General features: G+C 43.7%; 28 protein-coding genes. 12 read left to right on the forward strand and 16 right to left on the reverse strand.

Going from position 1 to position 25,728, the window contains the following annotated elements:
- Positions 1 to 9: 9 nt before the first annotated feature.
- Both ACM0P2_RS18705 and ACM0P2_RS18710 read right to left on the reverse strand, forming a co-directional pair.
- Positions 10 to 456, reverse strand: a complete 447-nt coding sequence (locus ACM0P2_RS18705) for a hypothetical protein (RefSeq protein WP_159119791.1) — start codon at positions 454 to 456, stop codon at positions 10 to 12.
- Positions 457 to 461: 5 nt separating this feature from the next.
- Positions 462 to 1,043, reverse strand: coding sequence for a DUF3299 domain-containing protein (locus tag ACM0P2_RS18710; RefSeq protein ID WP_419226987.1), 582 nt, complete (start codon positions 1,041 to 1,043; stop codon positions 462 to 464).
- A 194-nt stretch (positions 1,044 to 1,237) separates the two neighbouring features.
- Between ACM0P2_RS18710 and ACM0P2_RS18715 the strand changes: the two genes are divergently transcribed.
- From ACM0P2_RS18715 to ACM0P2_RS18735, 5 genes are all read left to right on the forward strand, one after another.
- The gene (locus tag ACM0P2_RS18715; protein WP_419226988.1) at positions 1,238 to 1,426 is read left to right on the forward strand and encodes a hypothetical protein; all 189 of its coding nucleotides are present in this window, start codon (positions 1,238 to 1,240) and stop codon (positions 1,424 to 1,426) included.
- Between the two features lie 138 nt (positions 1,427 to 1,564).
- Complete coding sequence (locus ACM0P2_RS18720; RefSeq protein ID WP_419226989.1) at positions 1,565 to 2,032, forward strand: GGDEF domain-containing protein; 468 nt, start codon at positions 1,565 to 1,567, stop codon at positions 2,030 to 2,032.
- A 726-nt stretch (positions 2,033 to 2,758) separates the two neighbouring features.
- Complete coding sequence (locus ACM0P2_RS18725) at positions 2,759 to 3,985, forward strand: MFS transporter (protein ID WP_419226990.1); 1,227 nt, start codon at positions 2,759 to 2,761, stop codon at positions 3,983 to 3,985.
- A gap of 398 nt (positions 3,986 to 4,383) precedes the next feature.
- Positions 4,384 to 5,157: a siderophore-interacting protein gene (locus ACM0P2_RS18730; RefSeq protein ID WP_419226991.1), complete on the forward strand. Its 774-nt coding sequence runs from the start codon at positions 4,384 to 4,386 to the stop codon at positions 5,155 to 5,157.
- A gap of 190 nt (positions 5,158 to 5,347) precedes the next feature.
- Positions 5,348 to 5,539: a CsbD family protein gene (locus ACM0P2_RS18735; RefSeq protein ID WP_105932589.1), complete on the forward strand. Its 192-nt coding sequence runs from the start codon at positions 5,348 to 5,350 to the stop codon at positions 5,537 to 5,539.
- Between the two features lie 205 nt (positions 5,540 to 5,744).
- Here the strand turns inward: ACM0P2_RS18735 and ACM0P2_RS18740 are convergent, their stop codons facing one another.
- The 3 genes from ACM0P2_RS18740 to ACM0P2_RS18750 are packed head-to-tail and all read right to left on the reverse strand — an operon-like array spanning position 5,745 to position 7,628.
- A complete protein-coding gene (locus tag ACM0P2_RS18740; RefSeq protein WP_159119796.1) occupies positions 5,745 to 6,266 on the reverse strand; it encodes a CC0125/CC1285 family lipoprotein in 522 nt (173 codons plus the stop codon).
- Complete coding sequence (locus ACM0P2_RS18745) at positions 6,256 to 7,134, reverse strand: anti-sigma factor (protein ID WP_159119797.1); 879 nt, start codon at positions 7,132 to 7,134, stop codon at positions 6,256 to 6,258. Before ACM0P2_RS18745 ends, ACM0P2_RS18740 begins: the two co-directional genes overlap by 11 nt.
- Positions 7,131 to 7,628 (reverse strand): RNA polymerase sigma factor, encoded by a 498-nt coding sequence (locus ACM0P2_RS18750; protein ID WP_159119798.1) that lies wholly within the window; start codon positions 7,626 to 7,628, stop codon positions 7,131 to 7,133. The genes ACM0P2_RS18745 and ACM0P2_RS18750 overlap by 4 nt, the downstream gene beginning before the upstream one ends.
- Before the next feature lie 269 nt (positions 7,629 to 7,897).
- Here ACM0P2_RS18750 and ACM0P2_RS18755 point away from each other — a divergent pair, with 269 nt between their 5' ends.
- Positions 7,898 to 9,331, forward strand: coding sequence for a S8 family serine peptidase (locus tag ACM0P2_RS18755; protein ID WP_159119799.1), 1,434 nt, complete (start codon positions 7,898 to 7,900; stop codon positions 9,329 to 9,331).
- A 34-nt stretch (positions 9,332 to 9,365) separates the two neighbouring features.
- Here the strand turns inward: ACM0P2_RS18755 and ACM0P2_RS18760 are convergent, their stop codons facing one another.
- From ACM0P2_RS18760 to arfB, 4 genes are all read right to left on the reverse strand, one after another.
- Positions 9,366 to 10,385, reverse strand: a complete 1,020-nt coding sequence (locus ACM0P2_RS18760; RefSeq protein WP_159119800.1) for a hypothetical protein — start codon at positions 10,383 to 10,385, stop codon at positions 9,366 to 9,368.
- 112 nt (positions 10,386 to 10,497) lie between these two features.
- On the reverse strand, positions 10,498 to 11,409 hold the full coding sequence (locus ACM0P2_RS18765; protein WP_419226992.1) for a hypothetical protein: 912 nt from the start codon (positions 11,407 to 11,409) through the stop codon (positions 10,498 to 10,500).
- Positions 11,410 to 11,532: 123 nt separating this feature from the next.
- Complete coding sequence (locus ACM0P2_RS18770) at positions 11,533 to 12,210, reverse strand: hypothetical protein (protein ID WP_159119802.1); 678 nt, start codon at positions 12,208 to 12,210, stop codon at positions 11,533 to 11,535.
- Positions 12,211 to 12,336: 126 nt separating this feature from the next.
- Positions 12,337 to 12,753 carry an alternative ribosome rescue aminoacyl-tRNA hydrolase ArfB gene (arfB, locus tag ACM0P2_RS18775; protein ID WP_419226993.1) on the reverse strand — a complete coding sequence of 139 codons (417 nt, stop codon included), beginning with the start codon at positions 12,751 to 12,753 and terminating at the stop codon, positions 12,337 to 12,339.
- Between the two features lie 142 nt (positions 12,754 to 12,895).
- Here arfB and ACM0P2_RS18780 point away from each other — a divergent pair, with 142 nt between their 5' ends.
- Complete coding sequence (locus ACM0P2_RS18780) at positions 12,896 to 13,831, forward strand: alpha/beta fold hydrolase (protein WP_159119804.1); 936 nt, start codon at positions 12,896 to 12,898, stop codon at positions 13,829 to 13,831.
- 12 nt (positions 13,832 to 13,843) lie between these two features.
- Here the strand turns inward: ACM0P2_RS18780 and ACM0P2_RS18785 are convergent, their stop codons facing one another.
- The 4 genes from ACM0P2_RS18785 to ACM0P2_RS18800 all read right to left on the reverse strand — a co-directional run bounded on the left by ACM0P2_RS18785 (position 13,844) and on the right by ACM0P2_RS18800 (position 15,857).
- Complete coding sequence (locus ACM0P2_RS18785; protein ID WP_159119805.1) at positions 13,844 to 14,278, reverse strand: hypothetical protein; 435 nt, start codon at positions 14,276 to 14,278, stop codon at positions 13,844 to 13,846.
- A gap of 76 nt (positions 14,279 to 14,354) precedes the next feature.
- Positions 14,355 to 14,798: a hypothetical protein gene (locus tag ACM0P2_RS18790; RefSeq protein ID WP_159119806.1), complete on the reverse strand. Its 444-nt coding sequence runs from the start codon at positions 14,796 to 14,798 to the stop codon at positions 14,355 to 14,357.
- Positions 14,799 to 14,927: 129 nt separating this feature from the next.
- On the reverse strand, positions 14,928 to 15,491 hold the full coding sequence (locus ACM0P2_RS18795; protein ID WP_120962556.1) for a CBS domain-containing protein: 564 nt from the start codon (positions 15,489 to 15,491) through the stop codon (positions 14,928 to 14,930).
- Positions 15,492 to 15,536: 45 nt separating this feature from the next.
- Positions 15,537 to 15,857 carry a hypothetical protein gene (locus ACM0P2_RS18800; RefSeq protein ID WP_201282663.1) on the reverse strand — a complete coding sequence of 107 codons (321 nt, stop codon included), beginning with the start codon at positions 15,855 to 15,857 and terminating at the stop codon, positions 15,537 to 15,539.
- Positions 15,858 to 16,143: 286 nt separating this feature from the next.
- Here ACM0P2_RS18800 and ACM0P2_RS18805 point away from each other — a divergent pair, with 286 nt between their 5' ends.
- Positions 16,144 to 16,671, forward strand: coding sequence for a cytochrome b (locus tag ACM0P2_RS18805; RefSeq protein WP_159119807.1), 528 nt, complete (start codon positions 16,144 to 16,146; stop codon positions 16,669 to 16,671).
- A gap of 21 nt (positions 16,672 to 16,692) precedes the next feature.
- Complete coding sequence (locus ACM0P2_RS18810; RefSeq protein WP_105932575.1) at positions 16,693 to 17,259, forward strand: YceI family protein; 567 nt, start codon at positions 16,693 to 16,695, stop codon at positions 17,257 to 17,259.
- Between the two features lie 120 nt (positions 17,260 to 17,379).
- Here the strand turns inward: ACM0P2_RS18810 and ACM0P2_RS18815 are convergent, their stop codons facing one another.
- Positions 17,380 to 18,672 (reverse strand): NAD(P)/FAD-dependent oxidoreductase, encoded by a 1,293-nt coding sequence (locus ACM0P2_RS18815; protein ID WP_159119808.1) that lies wholly within the window; start codon positions 18,670 to 18,672, stop codon positions 17,380 to 17,382.
- Between the two features lie 209 nt (positions 18,673 to 18,881).
- On the reverse strand, positions 18,882 to 20,951 hold the full coding sequence (locus ACM0P2_RS18820; protein ID WP_159119809.1) for a TonB-dependent receptor: 2,070 nt from the start codon (positions 20,949 to 20,951) through the stop codon (positions 18,882 to 18,884).
- A gap of 308 nt (positions 20,952 to 21,259) precedes the next feature.
- Here ACM0P2_RS18820 and ACM0P2_RS18825 point away from each other — a divergent pair, with 308 nt between their 5' ends.
- Both ACM0P2_RS18825 and ACM0P2_RS18830 read left to right on the forward strand, forming a co-directional pair.
- The gene (locus ACM0P2_RS18825; RefSeq protein ID WP_159119810.1) at positions 21,260 to 21,703 is read left to right on the forward strand and encodes a DUF2721 domain-containing protein; all 444 of its coding nucleotides are present in this window, start codon (positions 21,260 to 21,262) and stop codon (positions 21,701 to 21,703) included.
- Positions 21,704 to 21,980: 277 nt separating this feature from the next.
- A complete protein-coding gene (locus tag ACM0P2_RS18830) occupies positions 21,981 to 22,865 on the forward strand; it encodes a LysR family transcriptional regulator (protein WP_159119811.1) in 885 nt (294 codons plus the stop codon).
- Between the two features lie 104 nt (positions 22,866 to 22,969).
- Here the strand turns inward: ACM0P2_RS18830 and ACM0P2_RS18835 are convergent, their stop codons facing one another.
- Entirely contained in the window at positions 22,970 to 24,325 is a 1,356-nt protein-coding gene (locus ACM0P2_RS18835) for an OmpP1/FadL family transporter (RefSeq protein ID WP_159119812.1), read from the reverse strand.
- A gap of 386 nt (positions 24,326 to 24,711) precedes the next feature.
- On the opposite strand from ACM0P2_RS18835, the gene ACM0P2_RS18840 reads away from it, so the two are divergent.
- Positions 24,712 to 25,710, forward strand: a complete 999-nt coding sequence (locus ACM0P2_RS18840; protein WP_159119813.1) for an NADP-dependent oxidoreductase — start codon at positions 24,712 to 24,714, stop codon at positions 25,708 to 25,710.
- The last annotated feature ends 18 nt before the right edge of the window (positions 25,711 to 25,728 follow it).

Genomic DNA, 25,728 nt, shown 5'->3' on the forward strand with positions numbered 1-25,728 from the left:
CCCTAGCAATTAGCTCGCTAAAATTTTGACTTTGCGGGTGTAAGTTACCGGCACATTCTTTTTAAGCGCATAGACTTTTAGAACAAGTTCGTGCGTGCCTTCTTCTTGTGCCTGAAAGCTAATGGCTTGTTCGCCCTTTGTAGACGGCAGAGAAAAGCGCTGCGGCGAGAGTAGCGTTACGCCATCACTTGCCATCACATCTACGCTAACTTCTTTGTAGTTCGAAGGAATGGTAAATCGCAGCGGAACGGCTGACGCCTCAAGCTTAGCCACTTCTCGCTTTCTGTCGATATTGAGCGAAATAAGTGGCTCCTTAGCTGCCGCTAAATGCTGTTGCATCATGGGGTGCTGAAAGCCAAACTGCATGTTTCCCATACCTGCGTGTAGTTCACACGCAGTACTATGAAATGAAATAAGACTTGATAAAACGGTAGCTGCAACGACTGTTTTTTTCATATCAGTTACTCCTCGTAAAGCGCGAAGCTGTCTAGCACTAACGAATAGGAAGATGTACCTAGTGCGCTTTCGTGGTTGTCTATTTTTACCGTGCCTTCAAACCAATAAGGGTCGTACAAGTTCTCAACTGCAATGCCTTCTTTGTATTCAACATACAAAATTTGATTTGGCGGCGGTGGTGGCATGTGTAAGCAAGCCCCAAAATAAGGAACGACGAAAAAAGCCGTCGCTTTTTGCTCATCGTTTTGTTCTAAAGGCACAATAAATCCAGGGATGCGAATCGCCTTCCCGTCAAACGCCTCTATCACTCGCGTCGACACTAACGCTTGTTGGTATCGCTGCGCTTGTTCATCTTCTAGCTGCTTTGAAGCAAAGTCATCGATAGATTCGGCGGCAGAGCCATCGGCAATATCGTTTAAAAACTCAGGCCTATTTAAAAGCGCGCTCAAATCATCCTCGGGCATAAGCGCGACCCAGTCAATTTCTTCGTAATCGGCAGCTAGAATTGGATTTAACGCGCCAAACGAAATCAGTAGCGCCGCAATTAAACCGAATTTAACGTTAGAAAGCGTAGCAGAAAGTTTCACAAAAATGACCCACCAAATTTTTGAATAATCACGTTATAACATATCGTAAAACAAGAGGCGAAGCTTTACGTTTATCTACTCACATTGTTAATTGAGCACTTCATCAGCAGGAAGTTAACTCAATATTGTCGAAGTTCGTAAATAGCGACTATAGTTTTGCTAATGGAGTTATTCTGCAAAGGATATAGAGTTGAATGTCTAAACTCGTATTGATAGTCGCGATTTTTGTTGCCACCGTTTTAACATCAAGACCCGTTTTCCCCTCTACCAACCAGCTGAATGCAGCGCCAAATGACGACGTTATAGCGGGCATCAAAGCCCTTCATCGATCTCCTGAAAAAGAAATGGCCAGATTGAAATCGCTGCTCGATGAAAATAAATAAGCGGCCAAACGTCACGAATGGTTATACCTTTATGCCTTGGGGAAAGAAAAACGGGGCGAATACAATGAGGCTTTAACACTCGCAGAGATCTGTATAAATGATGTCTACGCTAGTAGCCTAATTCAGCAACGAGCAAAATTGTTAAAAGCCAAAATTCTGGAATCGCTAAATGCGAAATTAGAAACCCTCGAAAGTTCTTCCAATGAATTTTGCATAGCAATGATAGACATCGACTTTTTCAAATCTATCAATGATAACCATGGCCACAAAATGGGAGATGATGCGCTACGCCTTTTCTCATATATTGCACGACAAATCTTCCCGGACCACGTTGACATGGGTAGGCTAGGTGGTGAGGAGTTTTTGTTCATATTTCATAAATCTACCGAACGCCAGTGCGTTGAACTGCTCGATGACTTTCGCAAGCTGCTAAAAACGGCTGCATGTGATCAGCTATCTGAAGAGATTAGTTTGACGTTTTCTGCTGGCTTGAAAGAGATAAATTCACCTCATACTACTACCGCTTGTTTGGAAGATGCGGATAAAGCACTTTATGAAGCGAAGGAATCAGGAAGAGATCAAACCGTAATATTTAAATGTTTGTAATTTGCTACATACCAATGGGAAAAAACTACATTGCCATTTCTCAGCACTAAAAGACTGACATCGTACTTTAGGTCTAAAAATAAAAAATAATCTATAAAAATCAAATACTTTAAATAAAATTACGCAACAAAAACTTAACTGGCACATTTAAAGCATAATCTAGACTAACGGATAACACCAGAACGCAGATTGTAGCTAGGATAGCTTTAGCGACGGAGAGGCCAAACTGCGTAGATTGAATATACTGAAGGTGACGACACAGGATGTACAAGGATCAGTCACCAAGGATGAATGGAAGCATCAGTATTTAAGATTGAAGGGTAGCTGGAGAAGGTTCGTTAAATTGCTGGTCGATGATGAGGTTAGGAAAAAGACAACCTAATTAAACTCGCAGGATGCAAAGGCCTTGTTTCATAAGGATTGCAAGCAGGCACCGAGTACCTACATCGCAAGCACTGACAGTGATGTCTCGTGCAGCAAGGGATTGTTGACCCTTTTTGGATTTGTTGAAATACATGTGTGTTGTTTCGACAGAACCATAGTGAGGACACTGGTAATGTCGTCGATGTTATTAGTGAGTTGTCACCCGACGACATTCCTCTCCCCTCAAAGGCCCATCCCGGCCTTTACATACCTCTGATTTTGGCCCGCCTCTGGCGGGCATTTTTTTATCTCCACTTGTGTTAAAATTCCAATGACTTTTTTGCCCGTTTAAGAGCCAAGCCTGTGCTTACGTCTTCTGCTTCTACCACCGTGTTTAGAATTCTTTTCTGCGCCTTGCTTGCTACGTCGGTTGGTCAAAGTGTTATGCTCACCACACTTCCCTCTATGGGGCGGCAGGCCAACCTTTCTGAATTCCATATTGCGACAATTATGTCTAGCTCTGCGCTTATATTCGCGATAGGTACCAATGTGTGGAGTAAAGTAGCAAAGCACGCTGGATTCAAACGCACTCTTATGGTGGGCTTGGCAGGCTATAGTGTGGGAACCTTTGCCTTTGCGAGCGCTTGGATGGCCGGCTTTTCCGGTATAATTAGCGGAACTAATTTATTCCTGGCCTTACTGATTAGCCGCAGTATGCAGTCCACGATTATGTCAGCAACACCTCCTTCGGCGGTAGGTTATGCCGTCGCGATAAGTTCGTCGCAGGGACGAGTAAGCGCAATAAGCAAGGTAACATCAGCAAGTAATGTGGGCCAAATCATTGGTCCTGCCTACGCAGGTTTGCTCGTAGGCTTCGGCTTACTCGCGCCGCTTTATAGTGTTGTGATACTAACCTTAATGGCCTTAACACTGGTGTACATAAAGCTGCCGATTCTCGCTCCTTCGGCTCAGCAACACGCCGCCCAATCCGTGAATACTGATAAGCATTCAAAAACAAAATCACCTTACATCTTTGTTGGCGCTTGCATATGTGTTTTTTGCGCTATGGCGATGATGCAGCAAACACTAGGCTTTTTCTTTATTGATTTTTACAACTACACGCCCGTGGAAGCTGCTAGACAAGTTGGCTTTGCAATGATGGTGAGTGCAGCCGCATCACTCACCGCTCAATTTGGATGGGTTCAGAAAGGCCGCGTTAGTAAAGAGACCATGATCATGATGGCGTTACCACTCTTAGGGTTGGCCTATCTGCTATTATTTCTGCAAGCGTCTTTGTTTACGTTATATATCGCAATGACGCTAATGGGGCTAGGTATGGGAATGGCTTATCCTTCTCTAGCCGCTGCCGCAACAACTTATTGCACACCTTCTCAGCAACCATCCATTACCGGTCTTATCACGGCAACAACAGCGATGGGCTACATTGTGGGGCCACCGCTCGCCGCGTCGATTTATCAATATGATATCGCCCTTCCTTTCGCGACTGCATCAGCACTCCTCGCTATTACCACCTGCATTATTTTTATAACGCTTCACCAGCTAAAAAATCAGGCCAAAACACGTGTGTAAAACAGCAGAAGTAAGGCATTTAAAAAGGCCAAATAAAAGGTATTTAAATTTTTACGTTTTATTTTTAAAAAAAGCGGAACCTTTTGTGAATTAGGCTATCTTACTTTATACATGAAGTCGTTGAGTGTGCGTCTTTGTGGTGTGTAAATGTGTTTTCCAAGTTATGTTGTGGTTTTTTAAGGGGCTTTTAGCCCCTTTTCTTTTGCTCGCTACTTTTCAGTGTTATATAAACTCTTTCTTTCTCGACTGTTAAATCTATCTAGCCTGCTCAACGCTGTTAAAGCCCTACTTCTCGTCCTAAAAAATAGAATTCTAAAAGACAGATCGTTTCAAAACAACTAATAGCAATGAGAATCATTATCATATAAAATGATTATCGAATTTTTTAGGAGAAGCTTATGTCCAGACCACAACCTCGTCATGCCGTTGTTACTCGCTCGGTTCGTATAACCCCTACTATGCAACGTGTTTATTTAGGTGGCGACGATCTCCGCACTTTTCCTACCGTAACTGCCGGTGCTTACGTAAAGCTAATGTTCGATAAAAACGGAAATCCGCTTTCAAAACCCACTGACATGAGCCAAGTGGCGATGCGCACCTATACGGTAGCCCAATTCGATGCGCATAAACCAGAGTTAGTGCTAGATATGGTAATTCATGCCAACAACGGTAAAACGGGCCCCGCGTCAGCATGGGCAATTAGTACTAAACCTGGTGATATCATTACGCTTGCGGGTCCTGGCTCTAGCAAAGGATTAAATGAACATTATGATTGGGTGCTGATGGCAGGCGACATGACTGCTCTACCCAGCATTAGAAATCACCTCACAGAGCTTCCTTTCCATGCCAAGGGCTATGCCGTAATCCGGGTTGAAGACGAAAAAGACGCGGTGGTACTTAAAAAACCTGAGGGTATTGAGGTGATATGGGAATTCAAAAACAGCTTACCACACCGCCTAACTCAGCTTAATTGGCAAGAGGGTACGCCCGCGGTTTGGGTAGCGTGCGAATTTTCAGATATGCGAGCGATCAGGACATGGCTGAAAGATGAAAAAAACGTAGCACACGAGAATATCTATATTAGTAGCTACTGGAAGAAAGGTCGCAGCGAAGATCAGCATAAAATAGAAAAGAGACAGGATAGTGAAGCATTTGCCCAATCCTTAAACTAACTATTACCCATGTAGGGTTTGCAACGACTTGTAAATCCTGCATGAAAACCCATGACATAATTTACTAACACCTGAATAACCCTCTATTTTTCATAAGCCTACACATTGGAATGCCGTTTGCTCCTATTTAATTAACTGGCCGGTTTTTATGTCCAGTTTGAAAACCAATTGTTTAGTTAAGGAGAGCACCATGAACAATGATCGTATTGAAGGTAATTGGAAAGAAATGAAAGGTAAGGTACAACAGAAATGGGGTAAACTTACCGATGATGACCTAGACGTAATTGATGGTCGCCGTGAAGAATTAGTCGGTAAAATTCAGAAAGAATACGGCAAAAGCCGTGACGAAGCTGAAAAAGAAGTAGACGCTTACTTCAATTAATATATTAGGTATTCTACAGTGCTTTAACGCGAGAGTACTTTTCTAGCAAGCGTTATCATTTGCTAAATGTAAAATTAAAAAGGGACGAAACTTTGCGTTGCGTCCCTTTTTGTTGGTTAAGCCCATTGCTATATAGCACTGATGTACTAGGAGAGCAATTTCGCCTAATCATCACCCGAATTTCAGGAACAGCCAATGAAAAACATTACTCTTCTACCTTCGGCTGTAGATTTTCACGTACTTCCCTTGAATCAAAACTGGTTGCCGAAGTAGGACGGGGGCCTTTACCTAGCTCTATGCTTAATATACTCTCGATTTCGCTTTTTTGAGAGCCCCCGACGAACACTCCGGTTTCAAATTGGCTAGTGGGGTGATAAGACGTACGGCAAGTAAGTACACCGCAGTCAGTGACTCGTGCGTAACGCTGGCTAAAGCCGGCAGTTGGCGTGGTCTGCACCGTTTCTTTGTCTACTAAGGTTTCGCGGTCGGTAACGACAAACCAGTCATAACCTTCCAGTAGGGTAAGCTCAGCAGCGCGTAACATAGCATAATCCATGGCTTTGCCTTTATCGGTTCCTTTTGCCTTAAAATGTACGCGGTATTGTGTATCACTTAACTTACTTTCGTTGTAACCGAAACCGCCTTTATCTGCTTGTCTATAATCAGGTTGACTTGCACAGCCCGCCATAATCAATACCGCAAGTACTAACATAATTTTAGTTTTCATCATCTACTCCTTCGGCTTTCTCAGCTAGCCAAGTTGCTTCAATTGCGTTTTTCTCTTGCTCTCGGTTTAATGGCGCAGACGCCATCATCACATCTAACTTATCTTCTAACAATTTGGCACTCGTAGCAGTCTGATATTGACCTGTATTTGCGCCTAACTCATCCAGTTTACTGGCGGCAAGTCGCCAGCCGCCATGCTTGTCTTTACAAGCAATCATCACATTTAGCTCATCTTGAGACTTCACTTCAGCTTGTCGGCAAAAGTTAAGATCAGTATTTAAAAAAGACAGTGTAGGCGTTACTGTTATGCTAGTTTCAAACGAGGTAGTCTCTCCACTCAAATTACTGTCGAGCACAGACGACACATTAGCCCAATGAGAAGGTTGTGAGATATCTGCACCTTGTTGATTAAAGAAAACCAAGCCGGCTAAAACCGCCACACTTGCAGCTATGGCGGCAGTTGAAGAAACTCCTTTCCACTTTGCTTTTTCAACGCGTTCGCCATCAGCGGTATCCACTTTTTGAGGAAACGGCCTCACATTTTCCGCTGTGTTTTGATTTGCTGAGTTCGGATTTGCTGAGAACGGGTTTGCTGAACTCTCCCCATTTAAACGCTCACTACAATCCTGTACTACGCTTTTCTCTCTTAAGCGACTTTCATCACTCAAAAGCGCGACGATTTCTTTAGGGAGCGCAACCGCAGTCGCCTTTTCTGCAGCCACTTTTACTACTCTGTCTACATCTGCAAGTGCGGCAAGACGGTCAGAAACATTTACGTCATGTGCTATAGCATCGCGAACCGTATCCATTTCTACAGCATCTAACTCTCCATCTAAAAAAGCAGAGAGTTTTTCGTCAGATAAGATCACGATAGCACCTCATTTTGCCCGTTCAGTAAGTTGGATATCTTTGTTCTGGCTCTGGCAAGACGGCTCATGATGGTCCCTGCTGGCACCTGTAAAACTTCAGAAGCGTCGGCGTAACTCATTCCCTGCACTGCTACTAAAGAGAGAGTTTCTCTTTGCTCACAGGGCAGTTCATCCATAGCGCTTGAAACCTGCTTCAATGTTATTGAGTGGGTTACCGTTTCATCCATATCTACATGGTCATTCGCTGATTGAACTTCATATGAAAGGGTATCGCTAGCGTTAGTTCTCACTTTCTTCGCCCTGTATTCGTCTATCCAGCAATTTCGGCACACTCTAAATGCCCATGCCATTAGTGTAACTTGCTCAGGAATGGGTTTACTCAATAATCGTTCTAGCGTGTTCTGAAGCAAATCATCAGCATCATGTATGTTACCCGTCAATGAGTATGCAAACTTTCTCAATGACGGGACGAGTTCGGTCAACTCATCTTTCATTTTCATGTACCTTCGTGAAGATTTCCGTTATCAAAACTCTATTAACGAGCCACGAGTATTTTTATTCCGCTGAATAAAAAATTTATTTTGGGCTTTGTGTTTTTAGGTTGGCAGCCCTTCTTCGACACTCAGCGGAATTTTTCTTCTTTCTATTCGTCACTACATAAAATGGCAGCAGTGACTTAGACTCTATTTATAACCATGGCACAATTTATGCCATTCCTTCTCAAGGCACTGAACCGCTCCCATAAAAATAGTAAGGTTGTAAAATGAAGTACACATTCTTTGTGGGGATAGTAGGTTTGTTTGCCGCATCTATCTCTCATGCCCAGCTTACAGGCACATTAAATCAAGTGGTCCCACCGGTGCGACCGATAATTGATAGAGCGCCCTCTGAATTGAAGAGCATTCGAGAGGAGGCAAGACGAAAGGTGAAGACGTCTGTCGAAGGTGCTAGAGACCTATCTACATTGGCTTCAGGTGTAGTTAGCAATGTTCCCGCCCCCCAATTTGTTGCCCCTAAAGCCACAACAATATTATCGGCATCGGGTCAGAAAATTATCAAAGAAGTTAGTGTGGAAAATGGTTTTCTTGCCGTTGAAAAAGAGTGGCTTTTTATAGGTGAAGAAGCCGATAAAGCATATTTCAATGGTAAGAATATGGAAATACAAGAGGAACAGTTTTTACCCGCACTCTCTCAGTGGCTTTATAAAGTAAAGGTAACGGGGGATAAGGATGAAGTGTCGCATATTCGCAACATCTTACCCAAAAACCTACAGTCTCAACTAGGACGTAATCATATTTACTTATCGCAAAGCGAAGTGGCTACGAACGCAAGCAAACCAGAGACTAAGCATAAGTCAAAAGCATCATCGCAAAAATTTGAATCTTGTTTGATACCCTTGCGCATCGGGATGGTTGATACCCATGTTGTGCATACTCACCCGATGCTGTCGCACATTAGCCTAAAACAAGCCTCTTTTATTGTTGGTCAAAGTCAGAAGAGTGAGAATGGTCAAGAAAGCAATATGAGCAGTGAGGGTGATGGAAAAGTTATAGGGCAGCCAACTTCCCAAGAAAATACCGTAGCCTTTTCCTCAGATCACGGCACAGCAGTAGCAAGCTTAATAGCGGCATCGCTACCTGAATCAAGCCAGGTATTTAACGCTAGTGTATTTTACTCGCGCAATAGTGTTAGCCAAGGTGCAACACTGATGTCGTTAATTGAAGGCCTTAACTATTTAGCATCACAGCAGGTTGATGCCATAAACATGAGCCTTGCAGGGCCCGACAATCCTATTTTAGCGCGTGTTATACAAGAGTTAGACACAAACGGCATACAAGTCATTGCAGCTGTAGGTAACGAAGGGCCAGCATCTTTACCCTTATACCCTGCAGCCTACCCCGAGACACTTGGCATAACCGCAGTGGATAAATCACATGCAATATACAGGTGGGCCAACCAAGGTGACTATGTGGATTTCGCTGCATTTGGCGTATCGGTTGATGCCGCACACCCTAATGGAAAAACGGTTAGGCAAACAGGAACCTCAATGGCCTCCCCTCGTGCCACTGCGCTGTACGCCTGCTTTTTCCGCACAAAGCAGCAAAGACACGCCGCCTTATTAAAAATGCAGAAAATAGCTTTAGATGCTGGTAGCCCCGGACGGGACAAGGTGTTCGGCTTCGGCGTACTGCCTTAAAATACAGCCGTATTCATATTGGCATTAACGTTCACTAGAAATGAACGTTAATGCCTAACTCGGCAATAGTTTCTTGGTAATTTGCTCCATCGACTGTAGAAGCAAAGTCTCCGTATTGGGTAGACAATCTTATATCTACATGGTCGTACACGGCGTAGTCTACGCTCATTTCGACAAGGTGCCTGTCGTCTTCCCTGCCTATACCTCCATCTTGTTCTGAAGCGTAATCACGCATATCTAGCTGGTAAGCAACCTTGAGCTCAAGCGGCTTACTAAACACCGCAAATGGATAAGTGTAGGCAAGGTCAATTCCCTTTCCTGTAAAATCGAACGCATTGCCCTGCGCATCTTCATTTTGGTATTTAAGGGCAATTTGAAAAAAATCTTCCCCTTCAAAAAAGTAAAACAGGTCACTGCGTACGGCAACAGCTTCACTATCACGAATTGGCGCGTCCTCAGGCCTGTTCTCAAACTTCTTGTCGATAAGGTCGCTACTAATGCGCAAATAAGCTCGCTGTCCTACCAGTTTCCCCGCAGATAAACCATATTGTTGATAAGTAAGAAAATCGCGCCCATCAAGCGTAGCGCTGGCGTGATAGTAATGCGCACCTAGTTTTGCAAAGTCTAACGCATACTTAGTGCTTGCAGAAAAGGTGGTAAGGCCAAGATCAAACTCGTTGAGGGTTTGATATTTAGTATTTGCCTGACTTATCGAGAGCTCGTTTTTCCAATTATCCGTTGGCTTCACTGAAACTCTTAACTGTGCTTCTGCCTGCACGGCGCTGTCGTCCACATTAGAATTTGTGTCGAGCTCACTCACACTCACGTTACTATCGTGGCGATAGCCAACGTAACCAGAACCTGAAAACGAGATCGCTTGCTTCTCTTCATCTGTACTTCTTGCATCATTAGTTACTTTTGACTGACTGTTGTTGCTTGCATAGGCTGTACTGCTTGCTAATAATGCGGTAGCCGCAGCAAAAGCAAGGTATTTGCGACTCTCTTGGACGAAAATAATTTTCTTGAGTGAACGTTTAAATGGTGGGGTTTTCATTATTGCTACCTACTACAGAGAAAGTGAAATCGGTGTCTTCAACTATGAATGGGTTGTGCGAGGAAGTTAGGAGGGAGAGCTCTCCCTCCTCCTAACCGTTGAAGTCCATACGTTAAAGGCCCAATGCACCCGAGATATTTGAAGCAACGTGATCGTTTACTGTGCTCTCCACAGTGTTTGCAACCGATGCCTCTACCGTGCTCTCCGCGGTGCTCTCTACCGTATTTCCTACCGTGCTCTCGACGGTACTGCCTACATTGCTTGCTACCGTTGCAGCAATCACCCCGTCGACGGCGATAGCAACAGTGCCAGTTACAGTATTGGTCACCGTACCCGTTACTGTGTTGGCCACGGTTCCCTCTACTGCACTTTGAGCGGCTCCCGAAGCCGTGCTTGCTGCAGAATTTTCCACTTCACCTTCTGGCTGTGTATTCGGTTCAACAGATCCTAATGCTGACGACAAAACTGAAGTTGAACCAGAAACATTACCCGCAAGCGTTCCTGCCACCGATGCTGTCATTGAATTCGCCGTGTCTGATGTCGCTGAAACAACGCCTTCAAGGGAAGCCTGCGAATTAGAAACCAGTGAAGATGCTGTGTTTGTAGACAGCTGTTGAGCGCTATTTGCGAAGAGGTTAGCGTTTAAAGTAGTCGTTTGTGCTACTTCATTTGCCGCTGCTTGATCTGTGCTTTCTTCGGTATCGGCTTCGGTATTGACTTCAGGGGCTTGATTCAATTCTTGCCCGCTTGATAAGTCATTGCCTGTTTGGCTTGCCAATAGCTGTCCACTAGCATTAGCAGAACTTTCGGTAGACATTTGGCTTTGAGTGACTGTGTCGCCCTGTGCCGATGCCTGCATACTTGATTGAGCTGCAGCTTGGGCGTTTGCACCGTTTGTTAGAGAAACTGATGTAGACGTTGAAGCATCAGCTGAAGTATTAGCCGAAAAGGTTGCTTCTTGAGCCAACACCGACGTTGACGCGATACCTAAAGCCAATGCAATTACAATATTTAACTTTTTCATCCGATTATCTCCGTTTTTCATAAAGGACACTGAGATAACGATTAGATGAAAGGTTTTATTCCGCTGAGGAGTTATTTTTTCGCAAAGAATAAAAAAGCCCTGTAATAACAGGGCCTTTTTTGACTATTTTTCTGAAGCGGTCATGCTCTTTTCCCACCAAGGAAGTGAGAAGTCTATGTTTTCCGGGTCATAAGTTTTGGCATATTTCATTTTAACTGAACTCCAAAACGCCGCTTTAAAGGCTGGGTCGTAAATAACAAACTCACCTTTTTCTCGATACTGTTCAAATAACTGCTGGTATGCCCCAACCGGAGTGAGTGGGTTATCTTGCTGAAAAACTACATCGCCGCCATAGGCGTCATACAATGCTTTGGACACTTTCCAGCTTTTCGCCATCCCGTGTGCCATGGCCAGACGGTAGCGTTCAAGTTCGTCACCTTTAAACTCGCTTTTATCGTCTAGTTCAACGGTCCACTGCTTGATAACAGAATAAGCGGATTGAACCTCTCCGTCATCAGGCTCTATATCATTTTTATGAGCAAAGTCAGAAAGTACAGACTCTGTAATTTTATTACCCAATGCACGCTGAGCGAGAATTGACCGCACTTCCTTTTCAGACTTATCAGTTAAAATAGACTGAAAACGATCGACGTCAGCCTGTGATGGCTGAAGTTCAGAATTTGAAATTGATTTATTGAACAAACGAGCGATGATCTCGTTTGCGGCTTGCGGTGTGTTAATCCCAAGCGAAACCACTATGGCTGCAAATAGCACCATAGGAATTACGTTCGAACGCGTCACTTTTTATGCTTCCCTAAGTTCCAATATTTAGCATGAACACAAGACACATTCATTTGTTGTTTTAAGAATTTTCCGTTGTCTTGCGAAATGACCTTTTATAAGCCTCATACTTTAGATTAGTTTTGATTAAAATTCCACTTTCTTACGCATAGATTTTTTAACGCCCTGTTGTTTTTTTACATCAACCCGACGTGCTTTTGCCGCTCGGCTTACCTTGGTTTTTATACGCGGCTTTTGCTCAATCGTTGCTGCTTTTATCCAAGCGACAAGTCGCGCCAACGCATCTTCTCTATTTTGTTCCTGTGTGCGGTAATTCTGAGCTTTTAATACAAACACACCCGCATTGGTAACACGCTTGTCGTTTAACTGAAGTAACTTCTCTTTCAATCTTTCAGGTAAAGAAGAACCGTAAATATCAAATCGTAAATGGATGGCACTGCTCACTTTATTGACATTCTGCCCTCCACTGCCTTGGGCTCGAATAGCCTGTAAATCCGCTTCACTATCATCTATTGTGATACTTCGCGTTATTTGTAATTCCATCTTAGTTCCTAATTATCGCTCGCTTTATATAGCTACGTGCAACCGTATGCATCTACGCTATAAATCATTATCACCAAGGCTTACTTGACCATTATTGCGTTAACCGCTAGGTTAAATTTCACTCTCACATAGGAAGCGCTCGATGATTGTTGTTCTGGTACTCTTGATTTGTATCATTGTTGGACTAATTTGGTTTACTTCAAAAATGGACAACAATATTGAATCAGCATTCACACCGGCGGGAAAACTTACTCCTGTATCAGGTGGAATTATTCATTGGCAAAAACAAGGTAATGGGCCTGCCCTGATACTTATTCACGGTTTACTAGGCAATAGTAACAATTTTAATGCGTTAGCAAAAACGCTTGCTCACCGCTATACGGTTTACTTTATTGACCGGCCAGGAAGCGGATTCTCCACACGTTACAAACGCACCTCTGCAAGTTTTGAACAGCAAAGTAAGATGATTTTAGAGTGGATGGAGAAAGAAAACATTACAAACGCTAGTATTGCCGGACATTCAATGGGTGGAGGGATTGCGCTTCGAATGGCTATCGATGCGCCTGAAAAAATTGCTTCAATATCGCTTTTATGCCCGCTTACTACTCCTTTAAAAGGCGGTGCAGGCCCATTGTCCGTGCTTTACATACCTAACGAGTTTGTGCGTAAGAGCGTCTCAAAAACCATCGCTAGCCCGCTAAGAGCAAGATTCGGCCGAAAGCAACTTGCGCAAATATTCCATCCTGAGGCTGTTCCGCCTTCTTTTTCAGTAGAAGGTGGAGGTATTTTGGCGCTTCATTCACGCAGCTTCTATGAAGGTAGTAGGGATACAGTATCTGCGCAGGGCAGTTTGTTCAGACAACAGTCTAGATACAGCGAAATCACTTGCCCAGTAGGCGTACTGTATGGTGAAAATGATGAGATATTAAAGCCTACTGACCATATGAACGCCGTTACAAATGCAATCCCTAATGCTAAAAGCGATATTATTCCTAATGCGGGCCACATGATCCCAATAACTCAAGTTCAGGCTTGTGCAGATTTTATCTGCGATATCGATTCTAACGATGTCATTTAAATATCGGGAAATCTAGTGAACTCTTGCGCCTGTTCTAACTTTTCGTTCTTGATGGGCAAATTCAACGGTAGCAAGTGCACTCTGGCGTCCTGAACAAGATTGCTTTAATTTGCGAAGTTGGTCAGCAACTCGTTCTACACCGTCATACTCTTTACACATCTTCAATGGTGACATCTCAAGGCTTACATTGTAGCTGGTGAACCACACCCGCATTTGGTCAGTATCCCCTTCTGACAGCGTGATGAGTAAATGATACATACGAATGAACGCAAGCTGTTTCCGATACTCTATGGTTCCGCTTTCAAACCCTAGTAATGTAGTTTGAGCAAGAGAAGATGGGGAAATACCTAATATTTCAGAGGCTTGCTTAATACTTAAACCCAGTTCTTGGTATGCCCAAGTAAATGCTTTGGTCACAACACTGGTTGGAAATAGTGATCTGTTCATGGTATCGCCTCGTTTCAATGCACAATATTACGTTGATGTGTTAACTAGTTGCGAAATGCGTACCACTTTTACTCTTTCATTTTAATGCCACTTTTTCCAAGTGTTCAGACATATTCTCATGTTCGATTGAAAACCCTTTGTCTGTTAGCCATTCCACAGCTTGAGCAATAAAATCTACAAAAATTGTGTCGATATTAAGGTCTCGATAAACCCGCTTCAGTTGAGCTTTGGTGGTCGCTTTAGCGCTGGAATCTCCCATCACCAGAGCAACGTGAGTAAGGCCGAGTGGATGCATAGCAGCCGTGCGCTCTCGCAACGAAGCCTCGGCATCAGGAACAAGTAAGGACTCCCCAGATAAGCAAACGATATTACACCATGTCTGACCAAATAGGCTCTCAGCTTTCTCGCGATATTCCTTTGCGAAAAGTGTGACGCACTCTCTATTCCAAGGACCATAAGCCTGCGTAACAATCGCGCTTCCACATCGAGTAACAATAAATTCGCCGTGAGCATACTGCATAAAACCATCTAGCCTTCTATAACGATATTTAGATCATCCATAGGCATACGCCTGTGTAAGCTTTTCACTGCGCATTGCTTTATGACAATGCGCAGTAAAAGTATGGTTCAAAATTGGCGGAATTAAAAATTAAGCAGCGAGAATAGTGATGAGTTCTGCAAAGGTCGGGCGCCCCTGAATATCAAGCGGAACGCGCAGCTCTCTAGCAATGTCACTAACGCTGATGACGCCGCGGATTTCGTGACTATCTCTGTCCATAACAAGGCAGTGATGCTGGCCGTAGTCTTTCAACGTTTCAATCACATCACCCACCGATGAGTGAGTCAGTTCGGTAAAGTCAAAAGACATTAAAGAGGTCTTCGGCCGCATAAAGTCATAAACAGTCAATTCATCGCGCTTTATTTTAAGCTCACTTAAACGCTGGATAATGCTTTGCTCACTAACGTCATGACTTGTAACAATACCAATGAAACGATTGTGACTGTTAACCACCAGCATCATTCGCACATGAGATTGACGCATAATAGACTCAACTTTTGTTGCCGGGGTACGCGCATCGATAACGTGCGGCAAGTGTTGCTTGAAGTCCGTAAATACCGCCATTGCAGACGAGTTTAGAGTAATGGTGTTTTCAACAACCGGCCATGCCAACGTGTCGATAGCTTCGGTTTTATATAGATTTAAGGCGTGCATACCTTCTCTCTTAATCAAAAATAAAAAATATGGTTTTTAAAGTGATTAAGTATAAGAAGGTGGTCCTCTGATGATATTAGCGCGCAGCTTAGCGTAAGATTTTGCCTCAGCTATATTGCCAGTGCAAAAAATATACTTTTCTACACCAACATTAACGTGGAGAGACGCTAAACCGTCATCCAGGTCGTCATCAACATCATGAACTGACCGTTCCCACTCTTCAGCAAGGGTTGCTAGTGCTGTGGTTTTGCTGAGCTCGTTGGCACTATTTTGCACACCTCGGCTCTCTCCCAATGCAGAGACGGTAACCAGTGATGAAAATAGCGCTGGCAATATGACTGCCAACAAAACGTATGAAACGCGCAAAGCGTGAAACCTCAACTGTAAAGACTAATTCTTTGGGTGGTCAGCCACCTTTGTGGCTCCCTATTTAAACTATAAGTGTATTTTGCACGTTTAATAGAGGCACTTGGCGCATTTTATCCTCCATTAAACGACACATAATCTGAATTTAGTAAATTATGAACCGTCGCTGTGGTCGCTTACGCCATTCTTTATTCTATAAAAAAGAACAAATGCTCTCATTAAAAGTGATGTTTGGTCGAAGAAATTGAAATTACACTAGCGTTAACACTCGTTATATGGAAACGAAATGAAATCTAGGTGGCCCCGACTTGTTGTGTTTCTTCATTGGATAACCGCATTTGCTGTTATTGGCATGTTTGCATCGGGCTTGTGGATGGTAGACCTTACTTATTACAGCGACTGGTATAAAACCGCTCCTCATTGGCATAAAAGTGTTGGCTTGCTGTTGCTAGCGGTTACTGTTCTTCGGTTAGCTACTCGGGCTTTTACTTCACGTCCTCCTTCATTAGGCACTGCCACAGAAAAGAAGCTTAGTCATCTTGGCCATACGCTTCTATACACGTTAATGATTGCGCTGTTTGCCAGTGGCTATTTGATTTCAACCGCCGACGGAAGAGCCATCGATGTATTTAACTGGTTTGCAGTTCCTGCCGTTGGCGAGCTATTTAACAACCAAGAAGATCGTGCCGGAGATGCACATTTTTATATTGCATGGTCAGTGATAACAATGTCAGTGATACACATGCTTGCAGCCTTAAAGCACCATTTCATAAACAAAGACGACACAATGAAGCAGATGTTACGGCTTCGATGACATTAAGGAAAAGGAGAAATTATGAAGAAGTTAACACTTGCCCTAGCCGCTGCGCTATCTTTAAGCACTGCTCAGGCCGCGGATTATGTGATTGATAGTAAGGGCGCACATGCATCTATCAATTTTAAAATTCAGCATTTAGGTTACTCATGGCTAACGGGTCGCTTTAACGATTTCAAAGGCAACTTTAGCTACGATGATAGCGCACCAAGTGCAGCAAAAATTATGGTAACCATTGATACAGACAGTATCGATTCAAACCATGCAGAACGTGACAAGCACCTGAAAAGCGATGACTTTTTAAATGTGGACGATTTTCCCCAAGCAAAATTTGTAAGTACAAAGATTGTTGATAAAGGCAATGGCATGATGGATGTGATGGGCGATTTCACATTACATGGTGTAACTAAGCCAATTACTATTGAAGCCAAGAAAATTGGTGAAGGCAAAGATCCATGGGGAGGCTATCGCGCGGGCTTCATGGGTACTACTACAATTGCCCTTAAAGACTATGGTATCGATTACGACTTAGGGCCAGCGTCTCAAACCGTGGAACTCGAGCTTCACGTTGAAGGTGTGAAGCAGTAATAGAGCGTGCAGATATTTTTTGACGTAAACGAAAAACCGTTTACAAAGCGCCTCCCTAAGACCTCAACTATTCGGTCTTTGGGAGGCGTCTTATTTGAAGGGCTTTTCGTTATATAGAGACTAGTGAAGTTTCAGTTTCGGGCTTATTGCCTGACTCAACTTTTTCACAATTAGCTTAAGCGCCCCTTTCATTTTTCCGTGAACCGCAAACTGATGCATGTTATACAAAGAGACATAAACTAGCTTGGCTAATCGCCCCTCAATAAACATACTACTATTTGATAGCGAGCCCATTAAGCTTCCTACCGTACTGTACTTACTTAAATGAACCAGCGAGCCATAATCTTGATACGTGAAATCTTTGGCCTCTTTCTGGTTAAATAACGACGTTATGTTATGAGCGACGATATCGGCCATTTGATGTGCCGACTGGGCACGGGGTGGCACCCATTTACCATTGTCTTGCTGAAAGCCGCAGCAATCGCCTAGCACCCATATATTTTTGTGCGTAGAGCTTCGCAGTTGCTTATCAACCAAAATTTGATTGGCGCGATTAGTTTCAAACAGATCTAATTTTGTAATGAAGTCTGGTGCTTTAACACCCGCAGCCCACACCATTAGATCGGCATCAATACGGCTGCCGTCCTTGGTGATTAATCCATTTGAATCTGCCTCAGCCACCATGGTTTGCTCTTTTATATCTACACCCAACTTGTGTAGCGCTTTTCTGGCTGAATTAGCAATGCGCTCGGGCAATGCAGGTAATATACGCTCGCCGGCCTCTACGATCGTAATTTTCAATCGTGATGCAGACATATCAGGCATTCCATAGGCTTTCGACAAGTTAGCCACATGGTGAAGTTGAGCAGCAAGTTCAGTCCCCGTGGCACCCGCTCCCACAATGGCAACATCAATTCTTGCATCTTTGTCTTCTTGCTGGTTTATGCGAATAAGCTGATTGAGCAGCGCGCGGTGAAAGCGCTCGGCTTGCTTTAGAGAGTCGAGAAAATAGCAGTAGTCTGCTACGCCCGGTGTACCAAAATCGTTGCTTACACTTCCAATGGCCAGTACCAGCTGGTCATAATGAATTTCACGCTCAGGTAGGACCTGCGTACCCTCTTCGTCAATCAATGGCAACAAGGTTATGGTTTTTTCATTCGCATTAAGTGAACACATTTCACCAAGCTGAAAACGGTAATGATGAGCTGCAGCATGGATTGCATAGTCCACACCGTCTGAATGCTTATCTATAACACCGGCGGCTACCTCATGAAGTAGCGGCTTCCAAATATGGGTTCGACTTCGGTCGACGAGGGTGATTTCGGCTTGCTTTTTTCTCCCGAGGGTGCGGCTTAAGCGACTGGCTAATTCAAGACCACCAGCACCGCCACCAACAATTACTATTTTTTGCATGGGTATACCTATTAACAATCATTCCACGTATATCGCCTGCTTCGTTAAGAGAAAAAGCGCTATACATGGCGTAACTGCGACCCATGCTGATTATTACAGACTACGCCCGTCGCCCATTATGCACAAGCAAATCGCGTCCATAGCCTGTATTTTCAAGATTAATAGTTATACCAGTCCGCATAGATAATTATCAGGAGTTTTTATTTTCTTTACAGAATAAACGATGCGGAAAGCATAAAATTACGGGGTCTGCCAGGGAAGTAACGCGGGCCAGAAAAACTCGTGTAGTCAGCGCGTTCGGCGTACTCAGTATCTAGCATATTGTTGATGCGCGCATATAGGGTAATGCTATTTGTTACATCCCAGCTTATTCGACCATGAACCAAGTCATGACCATCATACTCATTGAGATTTTCAGCGTCGGTATAGTAGCTAGACACATGTTGCCATTCCAACTGAGCCTGTATTTCCTCTGTAACGTCATAGCTTAAACGGGTATTGAATAAAACTTTAGGTGCCGTATCAATGTCGTTGCCCTTAATGTCCAGCTCACCTGAAAGTTGACTGTGCTCGTAAGTATGCCTTGCATAAGTGCCTGCAAAATCAACGCGTAAAACGTCACTCAGTTGCTGGTCAAAAGTGAGTTCAACACCTCGGTGCCACGTCTCTCCGTTGCTAACGTTAAAAAAGTCGCTATCGCGATAAATTACATTATCTTTTTCCAAGCTATAAAACGACAGCGTATAGCCACCTGAAAGTAATGAACCCGTAATACCTAGTTCAACGTTATCAGCCGTGACTGATTCAAGCTCGGTCACCGTTTGAGCACGCTGTAAACGATAGAGTTCAGTAGCTTGGGGCGCGCGATAGCCGCGGGCTACCCCACCGAAAAGTTGAATTTGGGGGCTAAGCTGATAGCGCAATGAGAGCTTAGGGCTGAAATTGTTATAATCATTTTCACTGTCTGCCGGTCGAGAATAGCGGCAGCCACCAAATCCACATTCAGTTCCATTTTCTCGTACACGACCTGTGTTCATGTTATTGGCGTAGTCGTACCGCATAGTTTCAAAGCGTCCGCCTAACTGAATAGCCCACTTATCATCCTGCCAATTCAACGCAAAAAACGGCGCGAGCAACGTTGCATCAACGTCATAATCGTAGTGTTTACCGGCCGGTATGGTTTCAACTAAAAAGGCCGAGCCTTCGGTAGGGCCTTGTTGAGATTGCGTCAATTCCCCCTCTGTGTATTCAGCATCAACGCCAACATCTAACGATATCCTGTCGTTTACCACATAGTTAAACTGTGACAACACGCCCACGCCCTTTTGGGCGTTCTCTTCAAGGGGTTTTCCCGGTAAAAAGTGCATGCGAAAACGCATATCTTGATTACGTATGTAGGGGGTCACTGATAGTGCATGACCTCCCTCAAACGTTGTATCGAATTTGCTCCATAGCCTAAAACTTCGAGCGTTTCTAAACGCTTCGGGGTTGGGATTACTTCGTGCTATCTGCGTATCTTTATAGCTTTCAAACCCCTCTATATAGCCCGCCGTTTCCAGATCTAAGTGTGTATATGTCATCCCGCTGGTGATAATGGTGTTATCCCACTCTAATCTATGACGTAAAGACACTTTTTCCTGGTCGACACCTTCGTCATCTCTGTAGCCCGTATCACGGGTTAAGCTAGCCGCTATACCTACGCCACTGCCGCCAAAATCCTTTCCTTCCTGAAGCTTAACTCGATGAAAACCGTATGAGCCATAATCAAACCCCAGTATTCCATCACCTTGTGTTGTATCTGGGGTGATGACGTTAATAACTCCGTGAATTGCATTTGAACCATATAACGCAGAAGCTGGCCCTTTGATGACGTCAATACGCTGTGCCATCTCGCCATGGGCTTCAAACAGTTCATTAATATTACAAAAACCCGCAGCACGCAGGGGTATTCCGTCTTCTGCTGCTAATATTCCTCCGCAGGCGCCAGCACCCGTAAGAACAGGCGAGCGAAGGGCAGGTAAATACTCTTGCCCATTTCCTCGCTGAACGCCAGCACCAGCAATGTAGTTAAGCGACTCTTGGATGTGCTGAAAAGAGAGCAGTGATAATGTTTCTTCTGAAACTGAAGAAACAGCGTAACCAGAGGCATTCACTTTTCCTTGAATACGAGAAGACGTGGTTTCTATTCTTTCTACATCTGACATCTCCTGCGCCCCTGCTAACATTGGTAAGAGAGAAATAGTTAACAATGACAGGGAAAACAGAGGGAAAACGCGCATTATGAATCCTTATGCAAAAGAGATGTGTCGTAAGTCAGAAACACTATTCTACTGTGAATCAAGCCGTGAGTGAGTTAAAAAGCACTAAACTTAGGCAAAGTGTTAAGTTTAGCAGCCGTTATCTGGTATAAGCATTGGCTTACACTTTGCTTTTACTTTAATTTTCGATAATTGGTTTGCCTCTACATAAGCTGTTCTTCAACAAGTGCATTGAAATGAAACTTTCATATGACTTTACGATTGGGCAGAGGCAAAAACGTTTGTTAACTCTTATCAATTTTAATTTGCCTAGCTGACTGGAGAAATTGTTGGACACACTTATACCTAGCCTTTCACAACTTATCGAATTTGCCGTGGCGCCTGTGTTTTTGCTTACCGGTATTGCGGGTTTTCTTAACGTCATGTCTTCGCGATTGGGGCGCATATCTGACCGGGTCAGAGTGGCAGAGCGACAAATTCATACCCTGTCAGACCCACACATTGTAGACCGCTCTAAAAAAGAAATTAAAGTACTGTGGCGCAGGGTGAAAGTCATTAACTGGGCTATTGGCCTTTGTGTAGCTTCAGCGCTCTTAGTGTGCACCGTGATCATGGCCTTGTTCTCAGGATCGCTTTGGGTGGTTGATCTTAAAACACCCGTTATTGTTTTGTTCATTTTGGCAATGATGTTTCTAATCAGTGCACTTATCGTTTTCCTCGTTGAAGTAAAGCTAGCAACAAACACTATTAACATGGTCAGGACCATTCGATAATATTACTGCCCACAATTAAAAACTGGTGATTATAGAATAAGTAAAAGGCCGGGCAGATAAGCGGGTTTATTGTCTGAACCCGCCTCTTTGTTATGTGGAGTGTTATTGCTTACTTCGCTGTGAAGCGCTGAAGTTTTAAACGTAAGTTTTGAGTAAAAACTTACGTAAAAACGATCATTAACCATTAAATAAGATAGAATTCGCCCTCTTATATCGTTAATTTGCTACAAATGTTCACTCATAAGTTTACGGCCAATCGAAAGGATTAAACTGCGCCATGAATACTAAATTACTTCGCTCCCTTCAGGTATTTACCGCAGTAACAGACAGCGGAAGCATGAGTGTCGCCGCGCGAGAACTTCACATGACGGTCTCTGCAATTAGCCAGCAATTAAGAAAGCTAGAGCATGATATTGGCCTTAGCCTGTTCAATAGAAATACGCGAAGTTTGAGCCTAACCGAAGCGGGGCGCATCTACTACGAGACTAGCAAGAAAATGCTGCAAACCGCAGAACTTGCCCAGCAAAAGATAGAAAGCCTTCAAGACGACCCTACTGGTAAAATCAATATTATTGCGCCAGAAGGTTTTGGTGGCGGTCTGCTCAGTGAGCCGCTGAAGAAGCTTTGCGAAGAATTTCCGAAAATAACCATCTCGCTTACCGTCACCGATGAACCCAAAGATATTATTGCGTCAAGCGCCGATCTAGTTCTTTGCTTCGCCCCTGTTTCTGACACTAATTTCAGTAGTTTAGAGCTAGCTACGTGGAAGCGTATTTTATGCGTATCTGCAGAGCATCCGTTAGCGAACACTAATCTTTCAAACCCTGAGCAACTCGTTAGTCACGCTTATATTGCTCATCGACATATCGAAGATTACGTGATGGTTCACAAAGACAATGGCGACTATGAACTCGATACACAGCGTATTGATGTAAACTCGATGCAAACGCTGATTAAGCTCACTCAAGATGGATTAGGTTATGCAGTACTGCCAGAACCAGAAGTGAGGCATCTTTTGAAATCTGGCGATATGAAACAACTCTTTGCTGATTGGACGCTGCCTGATTACACGGTGTATGCAGTAACGCCAAAGCGAGATTTAATGCCTGCAAAAATCAGTGCTGCAATTACTTGTCTACAAGACTTGTTTGCGCAAATTTAAGCATCAGTTTTAATTACTTCGATAAGCTATTGCAAGGGTTAGCCTGATAGCTCAAACAAAAATGGCAGCGTTCAAGCTGCCATTTTTATGAACAACGTTTCTAATTAGAAACGTGTATTAAGCTGAACACTAAGAATATGAGCAGTCGCAGACTGTGTACCTGTGAAGTTAGTGGTGAAGTCTGTACCAGGAAGAACGTTGCTCAAAATAGTTCTGTCTTTATTGATGTTTGCTTCACGGCCATCAATAAATACGTAAGCCACATCAATTGAAGTGTCTTCACTCATGGTGTAAGTCATACCACCAGAGAACCAGTGACGGTCAGTATCTGGAATACTCAGCGAGCGGTTCTCTACCGAAACCACTCCATCGTCGTAAGCATAGCCAGCACGAAGGGTAATTTCATCGTTTAGAATGTAGGTAACACCAAGCGCTGCGCGCCATGAGTCATCGAAGTTTTCTTCTTTTATTAAGAAGTCAACGTCATCTTCTAGGTTGGCTTCAAGCTTTTCGAACGTACTCCAATCGGTAAACGTTAAGCTCGCTTGCACAGACCATTGGTTATCGATTTTCTGGTCAACCGCTAATTCAGTAATAGCAGCAAGATTCAGATCAAGGCTACCAGGCTGGTTAAGATTAATAGGAAAAATAGGCGTTTCTGAAGATACTGCACCTTCAAGCTCTAATTTTGTTTCAGCACGGTATGAAAGCGCGATATTAGTCATGTCAGTTGGCTGCCAGAAAACACCGGCGTTCCAACCGAAGCCAATATCATCACCTTCCATGCTAAACAACGAATTACCAGCCGTAAGTTGTGGCAAGGTAACGCCAAGTGCCTCAGCGCTTGGCGCTAAATCAACCAAGGTGTCAACAAGGGTGTTTGAAACGCCAGAGCCAATTTCGGCTTCCGCATATGTAATATTCAAACCAAAGCCAACCATAAGTTGCTTGTTTACTTTATATGAAACAGCTGGGTTCACCGTTACAGTTTTCACTTCTGCTGTGTCGGCAAAATGAAGGGCTCCGAAGTCATCTGAGTAATCTGAACGAAGACCATAAGTAGTGAAAACTCCAACACCTGCAGAAAGTTTATCGTTGATAGGCGAGACATAGAAGAAACCAGGAACAATTGCTGTATCAGCGATGTTGTCTTCTTGCGCTGCACCGCCGCCGACGATGTTGCCGCCGAGGTTATAGGTAACCGCACCATTGATATCTACATTCGGGTCGATAAAGCTTGCCGATGCACTGAATTCAGCTTCTTTAAATACACCAATTGCCGCAGGGTTGGTCGCTAAAATCGATGCATTCTCTGGCTTTGCCGCCTGACCAGCCATTGCGCGGCCTAGACCGTTTGCGCTGTGTTCATTGACTTGGAAACCAGCTGCCAGCGCTGAAGAAGAGGCTAAAGTAGCAAGCGCTAGGCAAACTGAGGCACGTAAAGAAAACTGTTGCTTCATAAGATACTCATTGTAATAGGGGAAAATTGCAGCAGGCATTCTACGGATCTGGATAGTTTTGTTCAATGCAAGTAAACGTTATTTACGCACTTTTATCGCATTTTTTACAATTATAGCGACACTTTCGCCGCATTTATAAACAAAATTGAAAACTCACAGTTAATACAAGATCACAATATTGTTAATAGTTTTTTGCAATTATCACTATCAACCATTGGAACTAATCTAATATTTAATTCAAATTCATAGAAAAGTGGCTTGATCGGTTGAGTTAGTTCCAGCAAGCCCCACCTTTTACTAAGTAAGTGATAGCGCCAAAAAACTGCGGCGGTGTAACTTAACATGCCAAGAAGGCAGACACTTTTTAATTGTTACTGGAGGATACAATGTCAACGTACAAAGCAATAACGCTGGTTCAACGTCCCAACGACCAGAAGATTGGCCCTCACCTTTTTGAAACCAAAGAGTTAGACGTTCCTTCTGTGAAGGACGGGCAAATTCTGATAAAGCAAACGCACATGTCGTTAGACCCCGCAATGCTTGGTTGGATGAGCGAAGACAGAGAAAGCTATATTCCTCCAGTAGAACTTGGCGATGTAATGCGTTCGAGCGGCGTGGGTGAAGTTGTAGAGTCGAAAAACTCTGATTTCTCTGTTGGCGATAAAGTTATGGGTATGACAGGCTGGAGCGAGTATGTACTCAGTGACGGTTCTGGATTCAATAAGCTACAGGATGGTGTGACAGAAGAAATGGCGCTATGTGTGTTTGCATTGCCGGGTTTAACTGCCACCACAGGGCTTTATAATTTTGGCGAGCCTAAAGAAGGCGAAACACTTATAGTTACAGGAGCAGCAGGCTCGGTTGGTTCGATGGTAGGACAGCTTGCAAAAGCTGACGGCTTACGTGTTATAGGTGTAGTCGGTAGTGATGAAAAAGCGGACTGGATTGTAAATGAGTTAGGCTTTGACGGCGCGGTTAACTACAAGAAAGATGATCTGGAAGAAAAGCTAGCCGAACTGACTCCTGATAAAATTGATGTTTTCTTTGAAAACACGGGCGGCCCTATTCAACATCACATCTTTAACAGAATGAACGCTCATGGCCGTATTGTTGTGTGCGGCATGATTGCTGATTATCAGTCCGAAGAACCTTCACCGGGTCCAAACTGGATCCCATTAATTAAAAAACGTATCAATATTCGCGGGTTTGCTATGCCTGATCACTGGGGTGAAATTCCTCAGCTATTACAAAAGCTCACGCCCTACGTACAGCAAGGTAAAATTAAGTACCGCGCACATACGATAGAAGGTTTAGAAAATGCTGAGAAAGGCTTAAACATGCTTTTTGAAGGTAAAAATACCGGCAAAATGATTGTAAAACTTTAGTAAGCACGGGCAATAGAA

The organism is Alteromonas sp. OM2203 (assembly GCF_048517045.1).
GTDB classification, from domain to species: Bacteria; Pseudomonadota; Gammaproteobacteria; order Enterobacterales; family Alteromonadaceae; genus Alteromonas; species Alteromonas gracilis.

Coding starts and splice junctions, on each gene's coding strand:
- ACM0P2_RS18840 (WP_159119813.1), top strand. CDS start 24,712: ATGTCAACGTACAAAGCAATAACGCTGGTTCAACGTCCCAACGACCAG.
- ACM0P2_RS18820 (WP_159119809.1), bottom strand. CDS start 20,951: ATGCGCGTTTTCCCTCTGTTTTCCCTGTCATTGTTAACTATTTCTCTC.
- ACM0P2_RS18755 (WP_159119799.1), top strand. CDS start 7,898: ATGAAGTACACATTCTTTGTGGGGATAGTAGGTTTGTTTGCCGCATCT.
- ACM0P2_RS18805 (WP_159119807.1), top strand. CDS start 16,144: ATGAAATCTAGGTGGCCCCGACTTGTTGTGTTTCTTCATTGGATAACC.
- ACM0P2_RS18780 (WP_159119804.1), top strand. CDS start 12,896: ATGATTGTTGTTCTGGTACTCTTGATTTGTATCATTGTTGGACTAATT.
- arfB (WP_419226993.1), bottom strand. CDS start 12,753: ATGGAATTACAAATAACGCGAAGTATCACAATAGATGATAGTGAAGCG.
- ACM0P2_RS18785 (WP_159119805.1), bottom strand. CDS start 14,278: ATGAACAGATCACTATTTCCAACCAGTGTTGTGACCAAAGCATTTACT.
- ACM0P2_RS18705 (WP_159119791.1), bottom strand. CDS start 456: ATGAAAAAAACAGTCGTTGCAGCTACCGTTTTATCAAGTCTTATTTCA.
- ACM0P2_RS18815 (WP_159119808.1), bottom strand. CDS start 18,672: ATGCAAAAAATAGTAATTGTTGGTGGCGGTGCTGGTGGTCTTGAATTA.
- ACM0P2_RS18750 (WP_159119798.1), bottom strand. CDS start 7,628: ATGAAAGATGAGTTGACCGAACTCGTCCCGTCATTGAGAAAGTTTGCA.
- ACM0P2_RS18810 (WP_105932575.1), top strand. CDS start 16,693: ATGAAGAAGTTAACACTTGCCCTAGCCGCTGCGCTATCTTTAAGCACT.
- ACM0P2_RS18735 (WP_105932589.1), top strand. CDS start 5,348: ATGAACAATGATCGTATTGAAGGTAATTGGAAAGAAATGAAAGGTAAG.
- ACM0P2_RS18835 (WP_159119812.1), bottom strand. CDS start 24,325: ATGAAGCAACAGTTTTCTTTACGTGCCTCAGTTTGCCTAGCGCTTGCT.
- ACM0P2_RS18740 (WP_159119796.1), bottom strand. CDS start 6,266: ATGAAAACTAAAATTATGTTAGTACTTGCGGTATTGATTATGGCGGGC.
- ACM0P2_RS18765 (WP_419226992.1), bottom strand. CDS start 11,409: ATGAAAAAGTTAAATATTGTAATTGCATTGGCTTTAGGTATCGCGTCA.
- ACM0P2_RS18730 (WP_419226991.1), top strand. CDS start 4,384: ATGTCCAGACCACAACCTCGTCATGCCGTTGTTACTCGCTCGGTTCGT.
- ACM0P2_RS18715 (WP_419226988.1), top strand. CDS start 1,238: ATGTCTAAACTCGTATTGATAGTCGCGATTTTTGTTGCCACCGTTTTA.
- ACM0P2_RS18790 (WP_159119806.1), bottom strand. CDS start 14,798: ATGCAGTATGCTCACGGCGAATTTATTGTTACTCGATGTGGAAGCGCG.
- ACM0P2_RS18830 (WP_159119811.1), top strand. CDS start 21,981: ATGAATACTAAATTACTTCGCTCCCTTCAGGTATTTACCGCAGTAACA.
- ACM0P2_RS18760 (WP_159119800.1), bottom strand. CDS start 10,385: ATGAAAACCCCACCATTTAAACGTTCACTCAAGAAAATTATTTTCGTC.
- ACM0P2_RS18795 (WP_120962556.1), bottom strand. CDS start 15,491: ATGCACGCCTTAAATCTATATAAAACCGAAGCTATCGACACGTTGGCA.